Source organism: Streptomyces hebeiensis, from assembly GCF_052983195.1.
In genome coordinates this window covers 2,283,958-2,305,904 of the sequence record NZ_CM129812.1, presented here as the reverse complement: position 1 = coordinate 2,305,904, position 21,947 = coordinate 2,283,958, and the positions used below count along the sequence as shown (strand labels likewise).

Below are 21,947 nucleotides of genomic sequence, written 5' to 3'. Positions count from 1 at the left end.
ACAGATTTTCTAGTCATTCATAGTCATTCCTAGTCGTGTGTCTTACGTATCTTGGTCTCGTGAAGCTTTCGGAGTGGGCCCGTCAGCAGGGCGTGAGCTACCAGACCGCCTGGCGGTGGGTGAAGGACGGGAAGATGCCCGTCTCCGTTCGCCAGGCGCCGTCCGGGACGTGGTTGGTCGACGAGGTCGCCGTCCAGTCGTCCGGGCGTGTGGTGGCGTACTGCCGTGTGTCGTCCGTTGACCAGAAAGCCGATCTTGAGCGGCAGGCCGCCCGGGTCGTGTCTGGCGCGAACGGGCTGGGCCTGGCCGTCGCTGAGGTCGTCACCGAGGTGGGATCCGGGTTGAACGGGCGGCGCCGCAAGCTGCACCGGCTGCTGTCCGACCCGCAGTCGGCGGTGATCGTGGTCGAGCACCGCGACCGGTTGGCCCGGTTCGGCGTCGAGCACCTGGAAGCCGCGCTGTCGGCATCCGGGCGGCGCCTGGTCGTCCTCGACCCCACCGAGACGGCCGATGACCTGGTACGCGACATCACCGAGGTGCTCACCTCCATGTGCGCCCGCCTGTACGGGCGGCGGGCGGCGGAGAACCGGGCCGCCCGCGCGGTAGCCGTGGCGACCGGCGAGGCCGCCGAGTGAAGAAGTTCCAGCCGCGGCCCGGGTTCGTGGTGCGGGCGTATCGCTTCGCACTGGACCCGAACGCCACCCAGCAGCATGCTCTGCGCTCGCACTGCGGCGCGGCGCGTGCCGCCTACAACTGGGCCGTCGGCTGGGTGACCGCCTCCTGGTGGCAGCGCCGCGCGGAGGAGTCCTACGGCATCGGCGAGGCCGGGCTGACGCAGTGGCGGCCGTGGTCGCTGCCCGCGCTGCGGAAGGCATTCAACGAGGCCAAGCAAACCGATCCGGGGTTCGCCGCCTGGTGGGAGGAGAACTCCAAGGAGGCGTACTCCACAGGCCTGGCGAACGCGTCGGCCGCGTTCGACAACTACGCGAAGTCCAAGAACGGCAAGCGGCGCGGCAAGCGGATGGGTGCGCCGCGGTTCAAGTCGAAGCGCAAGGCGCGCCTTGCCTGCCGGTTCACCACCGGCGTGATCCGCGTGGACGCTGACGGCCGTCACGTCACCCTGCCCCGGCTGGGCACGATCCGCACCCACGAGCCCACGGTGAAGCTCCTCGCCCGCGTTCAGGCCGGGACGGCCCGGATCCTGTCCGCGACCGTGCGGCACGAGCACGGACGCTGGTTCGTCTCGTTCCAGGCCGAGGCCAGGCAAGACCTCGAACGCGTGGCGCGGCCGGACGTGGCGGTCGGCATCGACCTGGGGGTGAAGACCCTCGCGGTCATGGCCGACAGCACCGGCGAGATCCGCACCATCGCGAATCCCGGGCACTACGACCGTGCACGCAAGCAGCTGCGCCGCGCCTCCCGCGTCGTCTCCCGACGCCAGGGCCCCGACCGGCGGACCGGGCAGAAGCCGTCGAAGCGGTGGGAGAAGGCCAACGCCGCCCGCAACAAGGTGCATCACCGGGTGGCCAACCTCCGCGCGGACGCTCTGCACAAGCTCACCACCGCCGTGGCGGCCGAGTACGGCACGGTCGTGGTCGAAGACCTCAACGTCGCCGGGATGCTCCGCAACCGGCGTCTCGCGCGAAGGATCGCCGACGCCGGCTTCGGGGAGATCCGCCGCCAGCTCACCTACAAGACCCGCCAGCGCCACGCCACCCGCACCATCGCGGCGGACCGCTGGTACCCCTCCTCGAAGACCTGTTCCGGGTGCGGCGCGGTGAAAGCCAAACTGCCGCTGCACGTGAGGACCTACCAGTGCGACGCCTGCGGCCTGGTCATCGACCGGGACGACAACGCCGCACTCAACCTCGCCGCGCTCGCGGCAGCCGCAACAACTGGTACCGGAGTGGCTGGAGACCAGGACACCCAAGCGGTGTCGAAGCCTCGTGGAGCCGACCAGAAGACCCGCACCACCCGCCCCCGCCGCAAGGCGGAGGCGGGGCGGGCAGGTGGTGCAACCCTGCCGCACCAGCGGCGGACGGAAGCGAGAGACCGTACTCAAGCCGAAGCCCTCACGCTCTGGTGACGAGACGGACCTTCCGGGCGGAAACGTCCGGATTACTGAGACCTGACTACGGTCTCAGCAACGGTCAGGAGACCTTCCGCTCACAGGCGCGGATCAGTTCCAGATGCCTCGCCACCACGGGACGAGCCGCCTGTGCCACCGCTCTGACCTGGGGGTTCCTGCCCGTGCTGACCTCCTGGTCGATCAGCTTGAGCGTCTCCACGTGCCCCATGTCCTCGTTCTTGAGCCAAGCGGCGTCGTAGCCGCTCGTACCCGCCTTCGCCTGCACGGCGGCTATCGCCTTCCGCTGTGCCGCGGAGGGGGCGGTCGGCAGGGTGACGCCGAGCTTGTCCGCCAGTTCCTTGACGCCGATGTCCAGCTTCGTGTGGTCGCGCACCAGTATGGCGCCGACCTTCTTCGTGCACGCCGCCTTGGCGTCCCTGCCCGCGTTGTCCCCGGACTCGATCTCTTCCAGATTGCTCTGGTGGATCGCCTTGAGGAAGGAGGCGTCGTTGGCGCCCGGGGTCGCCGCGAGCGCGGACGGTGCGGCCATGGGCGCCGCCACGGCGGTCAGCGCGGCCAGCGTTGCCGCGGCGGCGATGCGTCGCACAGCGATCATCTGCGTTGCTCCTCGTCTCCGGCCGGGAACGCCTGCGACAGGCGCGGGCCGGTCGCTGAACGGGCACGCGAGTCCGTGTCCGCGGCATGCATTCCCGCGCCGCGCGCCGCGGTCACGGGCCTGCCCGGCGCCTCATGCGAATGGCCGCACGAGTGTCGTGTGTACGTGCGACGCGGTGTCCGGCCAGCGGCCGTTCCAGAAGTGCTCCAGCAGCAGTCCGCCGAGGGCCGGCCCCGGCGCGGAGCCGCACACTGGCCGGGCGTATGAAGACATGAATGCGTGTTCATGAATTCCTGTATGGTGGCCGTGCAGCAACCGTCCGCCCTCTGAACATGTGAAGGGTCGCCCCCGTCATGTCCTCCACGCTCACCCGCCCGGCCGCGCGAGCCGGTGCCGTCCAGGGGGCGGACGCCCCCCGACGCCGTACCCGTGTCTCCGCCCTGCCGGAGGCCCGGTGGGCGGCGGCCGCGCTGGTCTCGTTCCTGGCCGCTCTGGCGTTCCACCTGCTCGGCGCGGAGGCGTGGGTCTGGGGTCCGCTGTACGCGCTGACGTATGTCACGGGCGGCTGGGAGCCGGGCTGGGAGGGCCTGAAGGCGCTCAGGGGCAAGACCCTGGACGTGGATCTGCTGATGGTCGTCGCCGCCCTCGGCGCGGCAGCCATCGGCCAGGTGCTGGACGGCGCCCTGCTGATCGTCATCTTCGCCACCTCCGGCGCCCTGGAGGCCATCGCGACCGCCCGCACCGCCGACTCGGTACGCGGCCTGCTCGACCTCGCCCCCACCACCGCCACCCGGGTGACGGACGACGGCGGCGAGGAGAGGGTCGCCACCGGCGAACTGGCCGTCGGCGACATCGTCCTCGTCCGCCCCGGCGAGCGCGTGGGCGCCGACGGCCGGGTCCTGGACGGGGCGAGCGAGGTCGACCAGGCCACCATCACCGGCGAACCCCTGCCCGTGGCCAAGGAGGCGGGCGACGAGGTGTTCGCCTCCACCCTGAACGGCACCGGTGCCCTCCGGGTGAAGGTCGAGCGCGATGCCTCGGACTCGGTGATCGCGCGGATCGTGAAGATGGTCGAGGAGGCCTCCGAGACCAAGGCGCCCACGCAGCTGTTCATCGAGAAGGTCGAGCAGCGGTACTCGATCGGGATGGTCGCCGCCACCCTCGCCGTCTTCCTCGTCCCGTTGGCCTTCGGCGCCGACCTGACCGGGTCGCTGCTGCGCGCGATGACCTTCATGATCGTGGCCTCGCCGTGCGCGGTGGTCCTGGCCACCATGCCGCCGCTGCTGTCCGCGATCGCCAACGCCGGCCGGCACGGCGTGCTGGTCAAGTCCGCCGTGGTGATGGAACGTCTCGGCCAGGTGGACGCGGTCGCCCTGGACAAGACCGGCACCCTTACGGAGGGCACCCCGCGCGTCACCGATCTGCGCCCGTTCGCAGGGGTACGTCTCACCGAGGCCGCGTCCGTCGCGAGGACGGCCCCTGCCCTGGGGGACGGTTCCGTCACCGAGGCCGCGTCCATTGCGAAGGGTGCCCCCGTGACGGGGGATGCCCCCGTCACGGAGACCTCGCTCCTCTCCGAGGACGCGCTGCTCACTCTGGCGGCGGCGGCCGAACATCCCAGTGAACACCCCCTCGCCCGCGCGATCGTGGCCGCCGCCCGCGACCGTGGCCTCACGCTGTCCGAGGCGCGGGACTTCACCTCCGCCCCCGGCGTCGGTGTGACCGCGACCGTCGACGGCCGGACGGTCGCGGTCGGCGCCCCGGTCCGCCTCCTGAAGGGCGCGGCCGACGCCCGCCCGCCGGCCGGAGCGGCCGACGCGTGGTCCGACGAGGCCGCCACCGCCGTCGAGCGACTGGAGAACGGCGGCCGCACCGCCGTGCTCGTCACCCTGGACGGCGTTCCCGCCGGTGTGCTGGGCATCGCCGACCGGCCGCGCCCGGACGCCGCCGCCACCGTCGCCGCCCTGACCGCGCTCACCGGCAACCCGCCGATGCTGATCACCGGTGACAACCCGCGCGCCGCCGCTCGCCTGGCCGCCGAGACCGGGATCGAGCCCGCGGCCGTCCGCGCCGGGCTGCTGCCCGAGGACAAGGTCACGGCCGTGGCGGAGCAGGAGCGGGCGGGCCGCAAGGTCCTGGTGATCGGCGACGGCGTCAACGACGCCCCGGCCCTGGCCGCCGCGCACACCGGCATCGCGATGGGCCGGGCCGGTTCCGACCTCGCCCTGGAGACCGCGGACGCGGTGATCGTCCGCGACGAACTGGCGACCGTGCCCGCCGTCGTCGCCCTCTCCCGGCGCGCCCGTTCGCTCGTCGTGCAGAACCTGGTCATCGCCGGGGTGTTCATCACCGGCCTGGTCCTCTGGGACCTGGTGGGCACGCTGCCGCTCCCGCTGGGTGTCCTCGGGCACGAGGGCTCCACCGTCATCGTCGGCCTCAACGGCCTGCGCCTGTTGCGGGACGCCGCGTGGCGGCGCGCCGCCACCGAAGGGCCCCGGGTATGACTCCTGGCCACATCGTGGTCCGGTAAGGGAGGTTGTCGAGGAGGAAACGTGCGCCTGGGGTGAAGGTTCCCCTAGGTTGGGGACCTGGCCCGCGCCACATGTCCGCCGCACAAGGAGGCATCCCCCCGTGTCCGATTCCGACTCCAGCCTCGAGACCAGCGCCGCCGTCCGGGCACGCATCGACACCGGCAAGCCGCACTCCGCGCGCTTCTGGAACTACTTCGTCGGCGGCAAGGACAACTACGACGTGGACCGCGAGGTCGGGGACCACATCAAGGAGATATTCCCCGGCCTGGTCGACGTGGCCCGTACGAGCCGGTTCTTCCTCGGACGCGCGGTCCGGCACCTGGTACGGGAGCAGGGCATCCGGCAGTTCCTGGACATCGGCACCGGCCTGCCCACCGCCGACAACACCCATGAGGTCGCCCAGCGCGTGGCGCCCGACGCGCGGATCGTCTACGTCGACAACGACCCGCTGGTGCTGGCGCACGCCCGGGCCCTCCTCACGAGCACGCCCGAGGGCAGGACGGACTACCTCGACGCCGACATGTACGAGCCCGAGTCGATCCTCAAGGCCGCCGAGACCACACTGGACCTCTCGAAGCCCGTCGCGCTGATGATCCTCAACACGCTCGGCCACGTCGCCGAGTACGAGCGGGCCCGTACGCTGGTCTCCCGCCTCATGGCCGGTCTGCCCTCGGGCAGTTGCCTCGTGATCAGCGACTCCACCGCCACCAGCGAGGGGATGATCGCGGCGTCGGACGCGTACAACGAGAGCGGAGCCGTCCCGTACTACGTGCGCCCCGTCGCCGAGATCGCGGGCTTCTTCGACGGGCTGGAACTGCTGGAGCCCGGCATCGTCCAGGTCACGCGGTGGCGCCCGGAGGCCGACGGGCCGGACGCGGGCGAGGGCGTGGAGGTCGACGCGTACGGCGGGGTGGGCCGCAAGCCGTGACCGACCGGCTCGGGCACGGGGCCGGGCCGGGGACCGTGGCCGGGGACCGGAACCGCGCCGACCGCTCCGCCCACGTGTGCCGGTGACGACGGCAGTACGGGGAAGGCCGGGGGCGGGGCCGTCGGGAGGACCGGGGGCGGGCGCGGTCAGCGCGGCGCCTCCCACGTCGTCGTGGTGCCCCGCCCGCCGTCCTCCTCGCGCAGGCCGTCGTCCGTGACCACCAGCCGTACCGCGTCCCGGCCGTCCGGCAGTTCCGCCGCCGCGTCGACCTCCACCTCGACCGATGTCAGAGCCGCCCGCCGGTGCGCGGCGGCGAGCGCGCCGCGCAGGGCGGCCAGCAGTCCTGCCGCGGCGGGTTCGCCCACCAGTGTGTCCACGGGCCCGCTGAACCGGACGGAGGGCCGGAAGCCGAGCAGGACCGCGGCGCCGTCCGTCTCGCGCAGCACCTGCCCCCGTACGCTCGTGGGGGCCTCGGCCGGTGGCTGCTGGAGGGTGAAGATCGTCGTCCGCACCTCCTGGATGGTGGAGTCCAGCTCGTCCACCGCCCGGCCCAGCAGCTCCGCCAGTTCGGGGCCGCTCGCGCGCCGCCGGGTGGACTCCAGCATCATCTCGGTGGCGAACAGCCGCTGCACGACCAGATCGTGCAGGTCGCGGGCGATCCGGTCGCGGTCCTCGTACACGGCGAGCCGCTCCCGGTCGGCCTGGGAGTCCGCCAGGACGAGCGCGAGAGCCGCCTGCGAGGCGAACTTGGTGGCGAGCAGCCGGTCCAGCGCGCTGTACGGGCGGGCGCCCGGGCGGCGCGGCAGGGCCAGGGTGCCGATCAGCTTGCCGCCGCTCTGGAGCGGCAGCATCATGCTCGGCCCGAACCGGGACCGCACATGGGTCGTCATACGGGGATCGGTCGCCGAGTCCTCGATGAACACGGGTTCCCCGCCGAGCAGTTGGACCAGTACGGGGGAGCCGGGGGCGATGGACGCGCCGATGATGTCGTCGGCGTCGTCGGAGTAGCCGGCCGTGGCGGCGGCGACGATCTCCATGCCGCCCTCCTCGGTGGGCAGGAGTACCACGCCCGCGTCCGCGTCGGCCAGTACCCGCGCCGATTCCGCCACGGTCGTCAGCGCGTCGGTCCCGTCCTCGCCGCTGAGCAGTGCGGTGGTGACGGCGGCGGCCCCCTCGATCCAGCGTTCGCGCTGCCGGGCCGTTCCGTACAGCCGGGCGTTGCCGATCGTGACGCCCGCCTGGGAGGCGAGCACCCGCAGCAGGTCCTCGTCGCGCCTCGTGAAAACCCCGGCCCGCCGCTCCGCCACGTAGAGGCTGCCGAAGACCTCCTCGCCGACGCGGATCGGCGTGCCGAGGAAGGAACGCGATGACGGCCGGCCCGGCGGGCGGCCCGGGGCGTGCGGCTCGTGCGGCGCGTGCGTCAGCTCTTCGAGGATCCGGGCCGCCGACGGACCGGCCTCGCCGGAGCCGGTCGCGGACACCCCGGACGTGAACACTTCGGTGAGCCGGCCGCCGGGCTCGGGGCCGAGCACACCGAGCGCCCCGTGCCGGGCGCCGGTCAGTTCCGTGGCGCTGTCCACGATGTGCTGGAGCGTCGTACTGATGTCCAGGTCCGTGCCGACGCCCGTCTCCGCCTCCGCCTCCGGGAGCGTGGGCGGCCGGGGGCCCGCCGCCCCGCCGGGTTCCCGGCCGGCCCCGGACTCCGGTCCGGATGTGGGTCCTTGACCGGCCCCCGTCTCCGGTGCGGACCGGCGTTCTCGGCCCGCCCCGGCCTCTTGACCGGCCTCGGGCTCCCGGCGGGACCCGGGCTCCGGGCCGGACCCCCGTTCCGGTCCGGACCCGGATTCCGTCGCCTCCGGCTCGTTGGGCTCGGCGGGCTCCGGGCGGTCCTCCCCGCGCCCTTTCACGCCCCTTGGGCGTCGGCCAGCGGGTCCAGCACCATCGGCCGGATCCTGCCGTCCAGCATCGCCCCCATGCCGAGGACCGTGCACACGTCAGGGCGTTCGGCGATGACCACGGGCATGCCCGTCGCCTCGTGCAGCATCTGGTCGAGGCCGGGCAGCAGGGCGCTGCCGCCGACCAGCATGATCCCGCTGTCGGCGAGGTCGGCCACCAGATCCGGCGGGCAGTCCCGCAGCACCTTCCCGATCCCGTCGATGACGGAGGTCAGCGGCGTGTAGATGGCGTCCCGGACGGCGGCGGTGTCCACGATCACCGTCCGGGCGACACCGGTGGCCACGTCCCGGCCGTGGATCTCGGTCCTGGACGGTCCGTCCGCGGTGAGACCGGTGCCCCTGAGCGCCAGTTGGAGGGGGCGCACGGACTGGCTGGGCAGCATCAGCTCGTGGTGATGGCGCAGGTGCTGGATCACGGCGTGGTCGATGGCGTTGCCGCCGACCGGTACCCGATGGGCGGTGACGATCGAACCCAGCGAGAGCACCGCCACCTGGGTGGTCGCCGCGCCACACACGATGATCATGGAAGCGGTGGGCTGTTCCACCGGCAGACCGCAGCCGACGGCCGCCGCGATCAGCGTGTCGACCAGCTCGACCCGGCGCGCGCCGAGGCCCAGCAACGTCTCGATCGCGGCGCGCTGCGCGAGCGGGTCGCTGTCGTGCGGGGTGGAGACGGCGGCGCGCAGCCGGGGTTTGCGCCGCAGTTGGCGGCGGAGCTTGTCCCCGAGGAGGTGCCGCAGCATCCGCTGGGCCATTTCGATGTCCACCACGGTCCCGCCGGATACGGGACGGACGACGCGGATGTAGTCGGGGGTACGGCCCGTCATCCGCTCGGCGAGGGCACCCACGGCGATCAGCGCCCCGGTACGGGTGTTCACGGCCGCGGCGCTCGGCTCGTCCACGGCGAGCCCGGTTCCCTTGACAAAGACCCGGGTCCTGGCGGCTCCCAGATCGACGGCGATGTGGCAACGGCGCAACTGCTCAAGACTGACGGTCACGGCAGGGTCTCCCGAGAACGCTTGGAGTGTTCACCGGCGGGCGCCGGCCCTGTTCGCATCGTGCGTCGAGAGGGTGGGCGGCGCGCGCTGGACTACGCCGATCGGGCGTACCGAGTTGACGGCTCGTCAGAAAGCATGACCGGGTCGCGTCGGATCGTACGACCGACGCGCGCGACGGACCCGAATGGCCGACCGGAACGGGAGGGCCGTATGGCGGCGCCGCCGCGCCCCTCCCGCACCACGCGGGACGGACGGGCGCCGGGGCGGTGGCCGGAGGGGTCCGTGCGCCGTGGCCGTGCCGCCGGGCGTGGGGGGCCGTACGGAGGGGGCCCGGCTCACCCGTACGGCCGCGCCCGTACCCGTACGGCGGTACCGAGCCCTCTTACCGCCGGGTTCCCCCGGCCGGCCTACCGCGACCAGCGTTGCAACAGGCCCCAGGTGAACTCCGCGACGCCCGCACCGCCGTCCGGCAGCGTGAAGGCCAGCCCCGTCCTGGTCGGCGCGGTCCCCTCCAGCGGGCGCGCCGGGGGGAAGGCCCGCGCGACCTCCTCCACCGTGCAGGACCAGGGGCGCAGATCCGCCTCCGTGCGCAGCTCGGGGCCGGCCGCCCCCGGGGCGCGGACCAGCCACTCGTTCCATACGGCTCCGCCCGGCGCGGCCATGACCTCGAAACGCAGACCGGGCCAGAGCGGCACCGGCCACCACGACGCCTCGCACTCCAGGTCGCCGATCGTCCGCCGGGCGGTGCCCTCCGGCGGGCCGAGCACGGACCGGTAGCGGGACTGCGCGCCCCGGGCGCGCGGGGACCGGACCATCGCCTGCCAGCGGCGGTTCGCCTCGCGCATGTCGGCGACGGACGCGCCGAGTTCACGGCGGGCGGCGTCGACCAGACCGGGCTGGAAGTCGGCCATCCTGCGCAGGAGGACGAGCTGGAATTCGTGCGGTCCGAACGGGGTGGAGGACGTCATGCCGCCATCCTCCCCGGTGCGCCCCGGCCCCGGTGGGACCGGCCGACACGCCGGGGTCCGGGTGGTCCACACAAGATCCTCACAGCCCGGTCCGCCCGGGGTGGTCCGGCACCGCATAATGTGCCGATCCCATGGACTACTGCCACCCGTGCCGCCGCTACCTCAACGGCGCGGTGCTCTGCCCCGGCTGCGGCGCCCCCGTGCGAGGGCCGGAGCCCTCGGCCCCCGAACCGGCCGCCGGGACGCACGCCGAGCGCGCGCCGGAGCGCGGCACGGACGGCGGCGACGACGGGCCGGGGGCGGGCGCGTACGACGTCACGCCGGACCGGGAGCGTACGGCGGGCCGGCGGGCCTCCCGCCGTACGACGCCCCGCAAGGGGGGATCGCGCCGGGCGCGCAGCAAGCGCGGCCGCCGGGCGGTGACGGCGACCGTCGGCGTGGTGCTCGCGGTCGGCGCGCTGAGCCTCGCCGAACTTGCCGTGGAGTCCCCGGGCGACGATCGCGCCACCTCCGTGGAGGAGGACACCTCCGTCGACCTCGACGGCGGCCCCGGACCGCGGGAGACGGGCCGGCCCGCCGACCCGGACGATCCCCGGCCCGGCCCCGGGCCGTCGTCCGGGGCGGCGGCGAGCGGTTCCGCGCGCCCGGACGACGGCGGTTCCGGTACGCCGTCCGGTGCGCCGTCCGGCCGGGCCCCGGGCCCCGGGGCCGCCGAGGAGCCCCCTGCCTCGCCGGGCGGGGGCGCCGGGACCGCGTCCCGGCCCGCGCCGCCCGGTGCGGGCGACTCCGAGCCGGACCCCGCCGCTCCCTCGGAACCCCCGGGTGGCGCCACGCCGGGCGGCACCCCGGCCCCGTCGGCGCCGTCCGCCACGCCCGGCCCCGAGCCCACGCCGGAACCGTCCGAGACCTGCGCGTGGTTCCAGTGGTGGTGCGACTGACCGCCCGTGCCGGCCGCTACCCCGCCGCTGTCGCGTCCTCGTCGCCCACCATGCGCCTGAGCAGGTCGCGCAGCGTACGGCGCTCCTCCTCGGACAGCTCGGCCAGCGGCTCCCGGGCGAAGTTCAGCCCGTCCCGCAGCCGCGCCGCCGTCCGAAGGCCCCGGTCCGTCGCGGCGGCGAGCTTGACCCGGCGGTCGGCCGGATCGGGGCGGCGCTCGACCAGTCCGCGCGTCTCCAGCCGGTCCACGATGCCGGTGACGTTCGACGGCTCGCACTTGAGCTTCTGCGCGATCCGGCGCATGGGCATAGGTTCCAGGGAAAGCAGTCCCAGCAGGCGTGCCTGCGCGCCGGTGAGGGCGTGCTCGGCGGCGGCCTGCTCGTACTCCGCGTAGTAGCGCGCCACGACCGTGCCGATGAGTCCGACGACTTCGAGGGTCAACGGGTCCGTACGCGTAGGTGCCATGGACACCAGGGTATCCCATTACTTGACAACCTGAAATATTCAGGAGCATGGTTGTTTCAGGTAATGAAATTCAATGACTTCGAGGAGGTCCCGCACCATGACCGCAGTCCCCGCATCCGGCCGCGCCTGGCATCTCGTCGCCCGCCCCCAGGGCTGGCCCGAGCCGGGAGACGTCGCCCTGCGCGAGGTCCCGGTGTCCGAGCCGGGGGAGGGGCGGATCCTGGTCCGCAATCTCCACTTCTCGGTGGATCCGTACATGCGGGGCCGGATGAACGACGTGAAGTCGTACACGCCACCCTTCCGGCTGGACGAGCCGATGGACGGCGGCGCGGTCGGCGAGGTCATCGCCTCGCGTGCGGAGGGCTTCGCGGTGGGCGACCACGTTCTGCACCGTCTCGGCTGGCGGGAGTACGCCGAGCTGCCGGCCGACGGGGCCACGAAGGTGGACCCCTCGCTCGCGCCGCTCTCGGCGTACCTCGGGGTGCTCGGGATGACGGGTCTGACCGCCTACGCCGGCCTGTTCGAAACGGCGTCCTTCAAGGAGGGTGACGCGGTCTTCGTCTCCGGTGCGGCCGGTGCGGTGGGCAGTCAGGTCGGCCAGATGGCCCGGATCAAGGGCGCCTCGCGGGTGATCGGTTCGGCCGGCTCGGACGAGAAGGTCGCGCTGCTCGTGGAGGAGTACGGCTTCGACGCCGCGTTCAACTACAAGAAGGGGCCGGTCAAGGAGCAGCTCAAGCAGGCGGCGCCGGACGGGATCGACGTCTACTTCGACAACGTCGGCGGGGAGCACCTGGAAGCGGCGATCTCTTCCTTCAAGCCCCACGGCCGTGCCACGCTCTGCGGCGCGATCGCGCAGTACAACGCGACCGAGCCGCCCGCCGCGCCGCGCAACCTCGCCATGGTCATCGGCAAGCGCCTGCGCCTCCAGGGCATGCTGGTCGGGGACCACTTCGCCCTCCAGCCGCGGTTCGTGCGGGACGTCTCGGGCTGGCTCGCCTCGGGGGAGCTCAAGTACAACGAGACCTCGGTGCGGGGCATCGAGAACGGCTTCGACGCCTTCCTGGGCGTTCTCCGGGGCGAGAACACCGGGAAGATGATCGTCACCCTCGAAGGCTGACCGGCGGGCCGGCTGACCGGCGGGCCGAGCGGACGCGGAAGCGTCACGCGCGCATCAGGGGCCGCACCCGGGGACACCGTGGGTGCGGCCTTTCGCGCGCGTACGCCGACGCGGCGCGGGCCATTGACGCGGAAGCGCTTCGACTCTACGTTCCGGCTTCTACGTTCCCGTTCGGAGTCACGAGCGGGGTTCGAAATCCCGAACGCTGCTGTCGAGTCAAGCAGGTCGAACGCGTCGACGCGTCGAACCTTCCGTCCTTCCGTGCCGCCGTCAAGGAGACTCCGCGTGAGCCCCACCTCCCGCACCTCCCGCGCCTTCCGCGGAACGCCCCTTCTCGCCCTCCCCGCCGCCGTCCTCCTCGCGCTCCTCCCGGGCACCGCCTCCGCCTACCCCAACCCGGGCCGCGTCACCGGCGACATCGTCGTCCACGACCCGACCATGATCCGCGCCTCGTCCGGCCAGTACCTGCTCTACTCCACCGGCGACGGGCTCCAGGCCCGTACCTCCACCGACCGGATCGCCTTCGGCCGCAACCGCTCGGCCTTCACCACCCTGCCGGGCTGGTGGTCCGCCTACTCGCCGGCCAAGGACCCGTGGGCGCCCGACATCTCGTTCCACGGCGGCAAGTACCTGATGTACTACGCCGTCTCCTCCTTCGGCTCCAACACCTCCGCCATCGGACTGGCGACCTCGACCACCGGGCAGGCCGGCAGCTGGACCGACCAGGGCGTCGTCCACGCGTCCGGCCCCAGCAGCGACTACAACGCCATCGACCCCAACCTCTTCGTGGACGACGACGGCACGTGGTGGCTGTCCTTCGGCTCCTGGTGGACCGGCATCAAGATGATCCGGATCGACCCGGCCACCGGCAAGGGCCACGCGGGCGACACCGCCCGCCGGAGCCTCGCCTCCCGCCCCACCGGGACCAAGGCCGTAGAGGCGCCCGTCGTCATCAAGCGGAACGGCTACTACTACCTCTTCGCCTCGTACGACACCTGCTGCGCCGGTACCGGTTCCACGTACAAGATCAAGGTCGGCAGGGCCACCAGTGTCACCGGTCCCTACACCGACAAGAACGGTGTGAACATGATGAACAACGGCGGCTCACTCGTCCTGGAGAGCCACGGCCGCTACATCGGTCCCGGCGGGCAGTCGGTCATGCCGGACAGCGACGGCGACCTGCTCGTCTACCACTACTACGACGGCCAGGACAACGGCACGCCCAAGCTCGGTGTCAACCTGCTGAGCTGGTCCGGGGGCTGGCCGACCGCGTACTGACCGAGGCCCCGCGTTCCGACCGGTGCGGCGCCTGCCGACCGGCACACCGCCCACTGGGCCGCACACCGTCCACTGGCCGGCGCGAGACGCGGCCGGAACGCCGGAAGGGCCGTTCCGCCGCGGCTCCCAGCGGGGGAGCGCGGCGGAACGGCCCCGCGGACGACGGGCGATCAGCCCGCCGCCCCCAGCAGCAACGCGCGGCCGAGCTGCGCGAACAGCCCCTTCGGGTGGTCACGGAACAACGGCTCCGTACCGAACAGCACCACCGGCGAGCCCTTCGCGGAGGTACCGCTGACGACCGATGCCTCGCCCGCCGCGTCCGACGGACCGCCGCCGCCCTCCTCCTTCGCGCGCCAGTGGCCCGAGACCAGCGGGTTCCCGGCGCCGTACGACTGGTCGACGCGCACACCCGCGCCGAGGTCCGTGAACCACCGCGGAGAGTAGACGAACGAGTGCGCCGGGGCGCCGCCCGTGACCGGACCGCCCGCGTTCGTCACCCGCACCACACCGTTGGCGTCGGCGTTGCCCGCCACCGGCCGCGCGTCGAGCAGCCCCGCGGCGGTGTTGAAGGCCGCCCCGGCCGAACCGAGCGCCACCACGCCCCCGCCGTCGGAGAGGAAGCCGTCGAGCGCCGTGCGGGCCGCCGGGGTGAGACCGCCGTACTGGAGGCCCGAGGACACGTACAGCACATCGGCCGCCGACCAGTCGAAGCCCGCGTTCAGTGTCGCGGTCGACACCGGCAGCACCTCGAAGCCCAGTTCCGCCAGCGCGGTCCGCTCGCCGGGCGTCACGGCGGCGGCGACCCGGGTACGGTGCAGTGGTGCCGTCCCCTTCTCCTCCGTGGCGGTGAAGACCACGCCGTACCGCTCGGCGAGGACGGTCGCCCGCTGCCGCGCCGAGGCCGGCACGATCGCGGAACCGTCCGCCGCGCGCCGTACGGAAACCCCCTGCGCGAGCAGGGCGTTGAGGGCGGTCAGCTCCTTGGGGTCGGCCAGGCGCAGCAGCAGCGGACCCTCGCCCGCCGGCACCGCTCCGGTGGGCGCGGCGGCCACCACCGGACGGCTCGGCACACGCAGGGCGCCGCTCTCCTCCCGGACCTCGTCGACCGAGTCGACGCTCGCGCCCCACAGCAGACCGAGACTCCACCCCGAGATGTCGTACATCGTGGAGACGTCCGCGCTGATGTCCCGGCCCTCGTCCAGGATCACGTTGGCGAGCCCGCGCTTGGGCTGGTGCATGTCGACGACGTACGAACCCGCCGGGTAGGCGCGTCCCGCCAGCTCGAATCCCGCGCTCGCGCGACGCACCCTCACGTCGTTGGCCACCAGGTGGTCCACCAGCCGGGCGGCGGCGGTCGCGGACCGTTGCCCCTCGCCGGCCGGGATCACGTACGCGCGGGGGAAGTCCGTGGTGTACACGTCCTCGGGACCGATGCCCGGAACCCCGGGCACGGTCTCCTCCGACACCGGCCGCTGTGCCTCGCCCGCCGCGCCCCGCCGGAAGGTCTCGATCTGGTCGGCGATCAGCGACGTACGGTTCGCCAGCGCGTGGCCGAGGGTGGCCCGCATCGCCGCGCCCGCGATGTCCGCGTTGATCGCCGAGCGGCGCCGCAACTCCGCCACCGGCAGTGTGTCGTAGTCGTTGTTGTTGACCCGCAGCGGGATCTCGACGGTGTGCGCGGCGACCGCGCCCTGGAAGGCCGCGTACTGCGGGGTGAAGATCGGCGGCCAGTCGTCCCAGCCCTCCCGCTGGTCGCGGAAGGGGATGACGGGCGGCTCGACACCGTCCTCGGCGGCGGTGTAGCCGAGGTCGTTGACCGCCTTCTCCATGCCGAGGGCGTTGGCGTAGGAGTTCTTGAGGAAGAGGTCGTACTCGTAGTTCTCGCCGTGCGGCGGGGTCGTCGGCTCGATCAGCGTGCCGTTGACGTAGCCGTGCAGGTCGAGCATCACGACGGGCTGCTTGTCGACCGTGATCTGCCGGATCGCGCGCGACTCGGGCTGCGAGCCGGTGATGAAGTCCCGGTTGAGGTCGAAGCCCTGGGAGTTGGCGCGGGTGCCGGCGACGCGGCCGTCCGGGTTGGCGGTGATGTTGAGGTAGACCCGGTTCGTGGCGAGCAGGTCACGGGTCCGGGCGTCGTTCGCCGTCGCCAGCTCCTCGACGAGTTCCAGCGCGGCGTCGGTGCCCTCCCACTCGTTGCCGTGGATGTTGTTGTTGATGAAGACCGGTGTCTTGTACGACGACGCGATGCGCCCGTTCTCGGCGGCGGCCGCGGGGGAGTTCTCGATCAGGTCGCGCATCCGCCGCTGCTCGCGGGCCTGCCCCGGGCTCTCCGGGGCGGTGACGGTGACGAGGTACAGCTCGCGGCCGCCCGCCGAGCGGCCGGTCACCTCCACACTGACCCGGTCGCCCAGCTTCTGGAGGGCGTTGAGGCGGGGTGCGAGGGAGTGGTACGGGGTGAGGCCCAGTTTGATCGCCTTGTCGGCGGGGTTCTCGGGCGGGGCGGTGACCACCGTACGGCGGGGATAGCCGCGCTCCTCGTCCGGTGCGACGCCGACGGCGTCCTGGGCGACGGTTCCCGTGGCCGGGGCGGCCACCGGCCCGCCGGACATGGTGGCCGCCGAGCCGGGGGCACCGTTCTCGCGGACCGGGTGCGGGCGAGCGGCGGCCTGTCCCGGCTGCCCCGGCTGTCCCGGCAGCGCCGCCGCCGGCAGGGGCGACAGCAGCAGGGCACCCGCCGTGACAGCGGTGGTGAGCAGAGCGGGTCTGGATATACCCATGCGTCCCTTCCTCGGGGTGAGGGATGACGAAAAGGCCAAAATCGATCCGCGCTGACCGAAGTTGACTGAATCGCGATCTTGTTTGATCGGTATGCAGGGTTTACCTGTTCATCGGTGTGACGGCAAGACCCTGTCCACCGCGCCGGTAGGGTGAACCGCATGCGTGATTTCGGGGCGGGCTTCGGCTACGTGTTGAAGGGTCAGCGGTGGGTCGTGGGTCACGGCCGGTGGTTCGGCTTCGGGCTGTTGCCCGGCCTGATCACGCTGGTGCTGTACGCGGGGGCCCTCATCGGCCTCTTCTACGGCGCCGACGACCTGACGGCCTGGGCCACTCCCTTCGCGGACGGCTGGTCCTCGCCCTGGCTCGGTCTCTTCCGCGGCTTTCTGACGGCGCTGGTGTTCGCGCTGGGCCTGTTCCTGGCGGTGGTCACGTTCACCGCCGTGACCCTGCTGGTCGGACAGCCCTTCTACGAGTCGCTGTCGGAGGAGGTCGACCGTACCGAGGGCGGCGAGGCCCCCGAGTCGGGCCGGTCGTTCTGGCACGAGATGTGGATCTCCGCGCGGGACAGCCTGCGGATCCTGGTCCGGGTGTCGCTGTACGGCATCCTGCTCTTCGCGCTCGGCTTCCTGCCGGTCGTCGGGCAGACCGTCGTCCCCGTGCTGGGCTTCTGCGTGTCCGGTTTCTTCCTCGCGGAGGAGCTGACGGCGGTGGCGCTCCAGCGGCGCGACGTCGACCTCAAGGAGCGGCTGACCCTGCTGCGGGGCCGCCGGATGCTCGCGCTCGGCTTCGGCGTCCCGCTGACGCTGGCCTTCCTGGTCCCGCTGGTGGCGGTCTTCCTGATGCCGGGCGCGGTGGCGGGAGCGACGCTGATGGCCCGCGAGCTGGCCGGGCCGCCGTCGGGGGAGGACGAGGGACGGGGCGCGCCCGGCGCGGTGCCGGCGGCGGGCCGGGAACCGGGGGCGACCCTCGCCCTGGGTACGGGCCCGGGCCCGCACCCCGTGTCCCCGCCGGCCGCCGGACCCGGGCAGGCGGCGCATCCGGTGCCGCCCCGGCCCCGGGCACCGGGCACGAAGCCCTGGTGACCCGGGGCCTGGGGCTGCCGAGCGACGGCCCCGGCACCGCCCGGCACGCCTCAGTCCGACGCCTCCGCCGCCACGGTGATGATCTCCCGTAGCTGCGCGATGATGTCCAGCCGGTTCCGTACGAACTCGGGATCGGTCACGGTCCCGGTCGCCGGGTCGGTGTTCCCCGCCCCGAACTGGAGCACCGGCGTGTGCACATGGCCGCCCGGGATGTCCCGGCCCAGCCGGTCGCGCAGCAGCGTCGCCCGGTAGGCGATCTCGTTGGACAGGTAGTCCCCGCCGCCCCCGGCCCGAGCCTGGGAACCGGCCGTCGGCCCGTCAGGGCGTACGACCGGTGCCGTCCCGCCCGCGGGCACCTCCGTCACCGAGGTGTTGTCGTACACCGGGAACCGGCCGGTGTCCGCCGCCACGATCTCCCGGTACGGCAGGCTGGTCGTCGTCCACTGCGGCTGGGAGGCGGGGTCGGTGACGGGGACGATCCCCGTCACCGAGACGTTCTCGTTGTCCCCGAACCCGCCGCGCCAGGCGCCGTTGAAGCGCTCGACGTCGATCCGGCCGACCCGGCCCTGGCTGACCGTGGTGAACAGATCGGCCCGGGAGAGCGGCCCGCGCAGGGCACGTTCGACCGTGCCGTCCGCGAAGTCCCCCCAGCGGACCGGGAACACGGCCGCCTCGATCCGGGCCGGGCCGTCGGCGGTCCGGATCACCGTGCCGTCCAGGGCCAGGGCCGTCGCCCCCGACGGATTGCTGATCCGGATGTCGCGGTCCAGCGTGAACGGGTCGAAGCCGGTCACCACGATCCGCTTGACGTCCCGCCCGGCGTGCCCGGGGAAGACCATCGAGTCCTGGCCGCGCGACGTGCGCTCCAGCGTGCCGAGCAGCCGTGACCGCGCGGCGTCGGACAGGGCGAACCGCGGCTGCCACTCACGCAGTTCCCGGCTCATCGCCAGCCGCGCCCAGTACAGCGGCCGGTCGTCGTCCCGGCTGAGGTCGCCGTGCGCGGGCCCGCGGCCCTGGGCGCGGTCGACCGCGCGCTGCCACAGCCGCGCGCCGTGCCGGGCCACGACCCGTTCGGCCTGGGCGGCGGAGCGCGTGGCGGCCAACGCCCGTACGAGGGCCGGCGCCTGGCCGTCGAAGCCGCCGCGCCGCAGGATCTCCTGGGGGACGGCCCGGTCGAGGCGCTGTTCCTCGACCGTGACGGCCGTGACCGCCGAGACGGTCGTGGCCCCCGTGGCCGTCGGCGACGCCGACGTCGTTGTCGCCGGGGGCACGGATTCCGGCCGCCCGGCGGCGTAGGACGGCGGCGCGGCCAGGGCGGCGGAGGTGAGCAGGACGAGTCCGAGAAGTTCTGTACGGACGCGCGGGCGGCGGCCGGGGCGTATGCACCGGGCAGGGCTCAGGGGTCTCACGGGATTCCTTCCGTCGGGTGGCGGAAGTATCCCCTCCGGACCGGCCCGGCGACCATGGTGTCCAAGAGGCACACGTGACGGAGGATCAGCGGGAATGCCGGAGCGGCCGGTGGCTACTACCGCCGGTAGTATGACCACTCCGCTGGGCGACGAGGAGGTACCACGTGGCACCCGATTCCGCTTCCGCACCCTCACCCGCGACTCCGTCCCGCACAGATCTGGCCGCCGGGGCCGACGACTCCGCCGGGGCCGACGACTCCGCAGGGGCCGGCGAACCCGCGCAGGCCGACCGGTCCGCCGAGGCCGACCGGTCCCGTGCCGCCGCCGAGACCGCACTCGGCGCACTCGATCTCGACACCAAGGCCCGCCTCCTGGCCGGACAGGACATGTGGTCCCTGCCCGCGCTCCCCGAGATCGGACTGGCTTCCCTCGTCATGTCCGACGGTCCCGTCGGGGTCCGCGGCGTGCGCTGGACCGCCGACGACCCGTCGGTCGCGCTGCCCTCGCCCACCGCGCTCGCCGCGACCTGGGACCCGGTGCTCGCCCGCCGCGCCGGGCGGCTGCTCGCGCAGGAGGCGCGCCGCAAGGGGGTGCACGTCCTGCTCGCGCCGACCGTGAACCTGCACCGTTCCCCGCTCGGCGGGCGGCACTTCGAGGCGTACAGCGAGGACCCGTACCTCACGGGCGAGATCGGCACCGGCTACGTCCTCGGCGTCCAGGACGGCGGGGTCGGCGTCACCGTCAAGCACTTCGTCGCCAACGACGCCGAGACCGACCGCTTCACCGTCGACAACGTCGTCGCCCCGCGCCCGCTGCGCGAACTGTATCTGGCCCCCTTCGAAGCCATCGTCGAAAACGCCCGGCCCTGGGGCGTGATGGCCGCGTACAACCAGGTCAACGGCTCGACCATGACCGAGCACCGGTACCTCCTGAACGAGGTCCTGCGCGGCGAGTGGGGCTTCGACGGCTTCGTCGTCTCCGACTGGCTGGCCGCCCGCTCCACGGTCGCCGCCCTGCTCGGCGGCCTCGACGTGGCCATGCCGGGACCCGACACCGTCTACGGCCCGGCCCTCGCCGCCGCCGTGCGCGCGGGCGAGGTGCCCGAGTCAGCCGTCGACGACGCGGTCCGCCGGGTGCTGCTGCTCGCCGCCCGCACGGGCGCGCTCGCCGGCGCCCCGCCCGCCGTGGAGGCGCTCCCCGAACCCCTCGACGGCGGAGCGGTGGCCCGCGAGATCGCCCGCCGCTCCTTCGTCCTCGTACGCAACGAGCCCCGCGCCGGCCGACCCGCCCTCCCGGTCGACCCGGAGCGGACGGGCACGGTCGCGCTCATCGGCGCGGCGGCCCGTGACGCCCGGATCCTCGGCGGCGGCTCGGCCACGGTCTTCCCCGGCCGCGTCGTCTCCCCGCTCGACGGCCTCACCGCGGCACTGCCCGAGGGCGCGCTGACCTACGCCGTCGGCGCCGACCCCAACGACGAACTCGCCGACGCCCGCCAGGGGTTCGAGCTGACCGCCGTCTGCCGCGCGGCCGACGGGCGGGTCCTCGGGACCTCGCCGGTGCCCGACGGACGAGTGCAGTGGGCCGGCAGCGACCTGCCCGACGGCGTCACCCACGAGGAGCTGCACAGCGTCGAGCTGACCGGCCGTTTCACTCCCAGGGAGAGCGGCGAGCACACCTTCGGCACCCGCGGGCTGGGCGACTTCGTCCTCACCGTCGGCGGCGAGGTCCGCTTCGAGGGCACCGAGGAACTGGTCCCGGCGGCCGACCCGTTCGAAACGTTCTTCGGAGCCCCCGTGGAGCGCGCCCGCGTCCCGCTCGACGCGGGCGAGAGCGTGGAGATCTCCCTGCTGGCCACCGTCCACAAGATCGCCGACGCCCCTATCAAGGCCGTCGCCCTCTCGCTGCTGCACCTCGGCCCCCGCCGCGACCCCGACGAACTGATCGCCGAGGCCGTCGAGGCCGCCCGTGCGGCGGGTACGGCGGTCGTCGTGGTCGCCACCACCGAGCGCGTGGAGTCCGAGGGCTTCGACCGCGTGGACCTGCGGCTGCCGGGCCGCCAGGACGATCTCGTACGGGCCGTGGCCGACGTCAACCCGAACACCGTGGTGGTCGTCAACACCGGTTCCCCGGTGGAGCTGCCCTGGCGCGAGGACGTGGCGGCGGTGCTGCTCAGCTGGTTCCCGGGCCAGGAGGGCGGCGCCGCGCTCGCCGACGTCCTGCTCGGCGCGGCCGAGCCCGGCGGCCGGCTGCCCACCACCTGGCCGGCCGCGCTGGCGGACGCGCCCGTGTCCCGTACCGCCCCCACCGACGGTGAACTCGTCTACGAAGAGGGTGTGTTCATCGGATACCGGGCCTGGGAACGCGACGGCACCGCCCCCGCCTACGCCTTCGGGCACGGCCTCGGCTACACCGACTGGGAGTACGAGACGATGACGGCCACCGGCACCGAGGCGCGGGTCCGGCTGCGCAACGCCGGGGCCCGGGCGGGCCGCGAGGTCGTCCAGATCTACCTGGCCCCGGTGGAGGACACCGTGGAGCGCCCGGCCCGCCGGCTGGCGGGCTTCGCCACCGTGGCGGCCGGTCCCGGCGAGACCGTGGAGCTGCGGATCCCGCTGCACCGCCGGGCTTTCGAGATCTGGGACGAGAAGGCGGGGGCCTTCACGCTCGTGCCCGGGCGCTACGAGGTGGAGGCCGCGCACTCCCTCGCCGACCGCCGGCTCAGCCGCACGATCGAGATCACGGCGACTCCGGACCCGGCGTCGCAGCCGCAGCCGTAGCCGTGGCCGCAGCCGTAGCCGTGGCCGTGGCCGTGGCCGTG

16 protein-coding genes are annotated in these 21,947 nt (G+C 73.3%); 9 read left to right on the top strand and 7 right to left on the bottom strand.

From position 1 onward, the window contains the following. Nucleotides 1-59 precede the first annotated feature (59 nt). Together ACU6P3_RS09815 and tnpB are read left to right on the top strand one after the other, a co-directional pair. Complete coding sequence (locus ACU6P3_RS09815) at nucleotides 60-635, top strand: IS607 family transposase (RefSeq protein WP_447195660.1); 576 nt, start codon at nucleotides 60-62, stop codon at nucleotides 633-635. After that, a complete protein-coding gene (gene tnpB / locus ACU6P3_RS09810; protein WP_447196784.1) occupies nucleotides 632-2,086 on the top strand; it encodes an IS607 family element RNA-guided endonuclease TnpB in 1,455 nt (484 codons plus the stop codon). The genes ACU6P3_RS09815 and tnpB overlap by 4 nt, the downstream gene beginning before the upstream one ends. 64 nt (nucleotides 2,087-2,150) lie before the next feature. Here the strand turns inward: tnpB and ACU6P3_RS09805 are convergent, their stop codons facing one another. Further along, on the bottom strand, nucleotides 2,151-2,684 hold the full coding sequence (locus ACU6P3_RS09805) for a DUF4142 domain-containing protein (protein ID WP_447196783.1): 534 nt from the start codon (nucleotides 2,682-2,684) through the stop codon (nucleotides 2,151-2,153). A gap of 353 nt (nucleotides 2,685-3,037) precedes the next feature. Here ACU6P3_RS09805 and ACU6P3_RS09800 point away from each other — a divergent pair, with 353 nt between their 5' ends. After that, nucleotides 3,038-5,188 (top strand): HAD-IC family P-type ATPase, encoded by a 2,151-nt coding sequence (locus tag ACU6P3_RS09800; protein WP_447196782.1) that lies wholly within the window; start codon nucleotides 3,038-3,040, stop codon nucleotides 5,186-5,188. Nucleotides 5,189-5,315: 127 nt separating this feature from the next. Continuing rightward, on the top strand, nucleotides 5,316-6,143 hold the full coding sequence (locus ACU6P3_RS09795; RefSeq protein ID WP_447196781.1) for an SAM-dependent methyltransferase: 828 nt from the start codon (nucleotides 5,316-5,318) through the stop codon (nucleotides 6,141-6,143). A 146-nt stretch (nucleotides 6,144-6,289) separates the two neighbouring features. Here ACU6P3_RS09795 and ACU6P3_RS09790 read toward each other — a convergent pair whose 3' ends face one another. The 3 genes from ACU6P3_RS09790 to ACU6P3_RS09780 all read right to left on the bottom strand — a co-directional run bounded on the left by ACU6P3_RS09790 (nucleotide 6,290) and on the right by ACU6P3_RS09780 (nucleotide 10,064). After that, entirely contained in the window at nucleotides 6,290-8,050 is a 1,761-nt protein-coding gene (locus tag ACU6P3_RS09790) for a GAF domain-containing protein (protein WP_447196780.1), read from the bottom strand. After that, complete coding sequence (locus ACU6P3_RS09785) at nucleotides 8,047-9,096, bottom strand: rod shape-determining protein (RefSeq protein WP_447196779.1); 1,050 nt, start codon at nucleotides 9,094-9,096, stop codon at nucleotides 8,047-8,049. The genes ACU6P3_RS09790 and ACU6P3_RS09785 overlap by 4 nt, the downstream gene beginning before the upstream one ends. A gap of 407 nt (nucleotides 9,097-9,503) precedes the next feature. Then, the gene (locus ACU6P3_RS09780; protein ID WP_447196778.1) at nucleotides 9,504-10,064 is read right to left on the bottom strand and encodes a hypothetical protein; all 561 of its coding nucleotides are present in this window, start codon (nucleotides 10,062-10,064) and stop codon (nucleotides 9,504-9,506) included. A 131-nt stretch (nucleotides 10,065-10,195) separates the two neighbouring features. Here ACU6P3_RS09780 and ACU6P3_RS09775 point away from each other — a divergent pair, with 131 nt between their 5' ends. Next, entirely contained in the window at nucleotides 10,196-11,002 is an 807-nt protein-coding gene (locus ACU6P3_RS09775; protein ID WP_447196777.1) for an SCO2400 family protein, read from the top strand. Nucleotides 11,003-11,018: 16 nt separating this feature from the next. Here ACU6P3_RS09775 and ACU6P3_RS09770 read toward each other — a convergent pair whose 3' ends face one another. Beyond that, nucleotides 11,019-11,465, bottom strand: a complete 447-nt coding sequence (locus ACU6P3_RS09770) for a MarR family winged helix-turn-helix transcriptional regulator (RefSeq protein ID WP_344275757.1) — start codon at nucleotides 11,463-11,465, stop codon at nucleotides 11,019-11,021. Nucleotides 11,466-11,562: 97 nt separating this feature from the next. On the opposite strand from ACU6P3_RS09770, the gene ACU6P3_RS09765 reads away from it, so the two are divergent. After that, on the top strand, nucleotides 11,563-12,582 hold the full coding sequence (locus ACU6P3_RS09765) for an NADP-dependent oxidoreductase (protein WP_447196776.1): 1,020 nt from the start codon (nucleotides 11,563-11,565) through the stop codon (nucleotides 12,580-12,582). 285 nt (nucleotides 12,583-12,867) lie between these two features. Next, nucleotides 12,868-13,860, top strand: a complete 993-nt coding sequence (locus ACU6P3_RS09760; protein WP_447196775.1) for an arabinan endo-1,5-alpha-L-arabinosidase — start codon at nucleotides 12,868-12,870, stop codon at nucleotides 13,858-13,860. 170 nt (nucleotides 13,861-14,030) lie between these two features. Here the strand turns inward: ACU6P3_RS09760 and ACU6P3_RS09755 are convergent, their stop codons facing one another. Further along, nucleotides 14,031-16,637 carry a M14 family zinc carboxypeptidase gene (locus ACU6P3_RS09755; RefSeq protein ID WP_447196774.1) on the bottom strand — a complete coding sequence of 869 codons (2,607 nt, stop codon included), beginning with the start codon at nucleotides 16,635-16,637 and terminating at the stop codon, nucleotides 14,031-14,033. Nucleotides 16,638-16,796: 159 nt separating this feature from the next. Here ACU6P3_RS09755 and ACU6P3_RS09750 point away from each other — a divergent pair, with 159 nt between their 5' ends. Further along, nucleotides 16,797-17,720 carry an EI24 domain-containing protein gene (locus tag ACU6P3_RS09750; RefSeq protein ID WP_447196773.1) on the top strand — a complete coding sequence of 308 codons (924 nt, stop codon included), beginning with the start codon at nucleotides 16,797-16,799 and terminating at the stop codon, nucleotides 17,718-17,720. A gap of 50 nt (nucleotides 17,721-17,770) precedes the next feature. Here ACU6P3_RS09750 and ACU6P3_RS09745 read toward each other — a convergent pair whose 3' ends face one another. Beyond that, the gene (locus ACU6P3_RS09745) at nucleotides 17,771-19,120 is read right to left on the bottom strand and encodes a pyroglutamyl-peptidase I (protein WP_447197828.1); all 1,350 of its coding nucleotides are present in this window, start codon (nucleotides 19,118-19,120) and stop codon (nucleotides 17,771-17,773) included. 227 nt (nucleotides 19,121-19,347) lie between these two features. Between ACU6P3_RS09745 and ACU6P3_RS09740 the strand changes: the two genes are divergently transcribed. Then, complete coding sequence (locus tag ACU6P3_RS09740) at nucleotides 19,348-21,906, top strand: beta-glucosidase family protein (RefSeq protein ID WP_447197827.1); 2,559 nt, start codon at nucleotides 19,348-19,350, stop codon at nucleotides 21,904-21,906. Nucleotides 21,907-21,947: the final 41 nt, after the last annotated feature.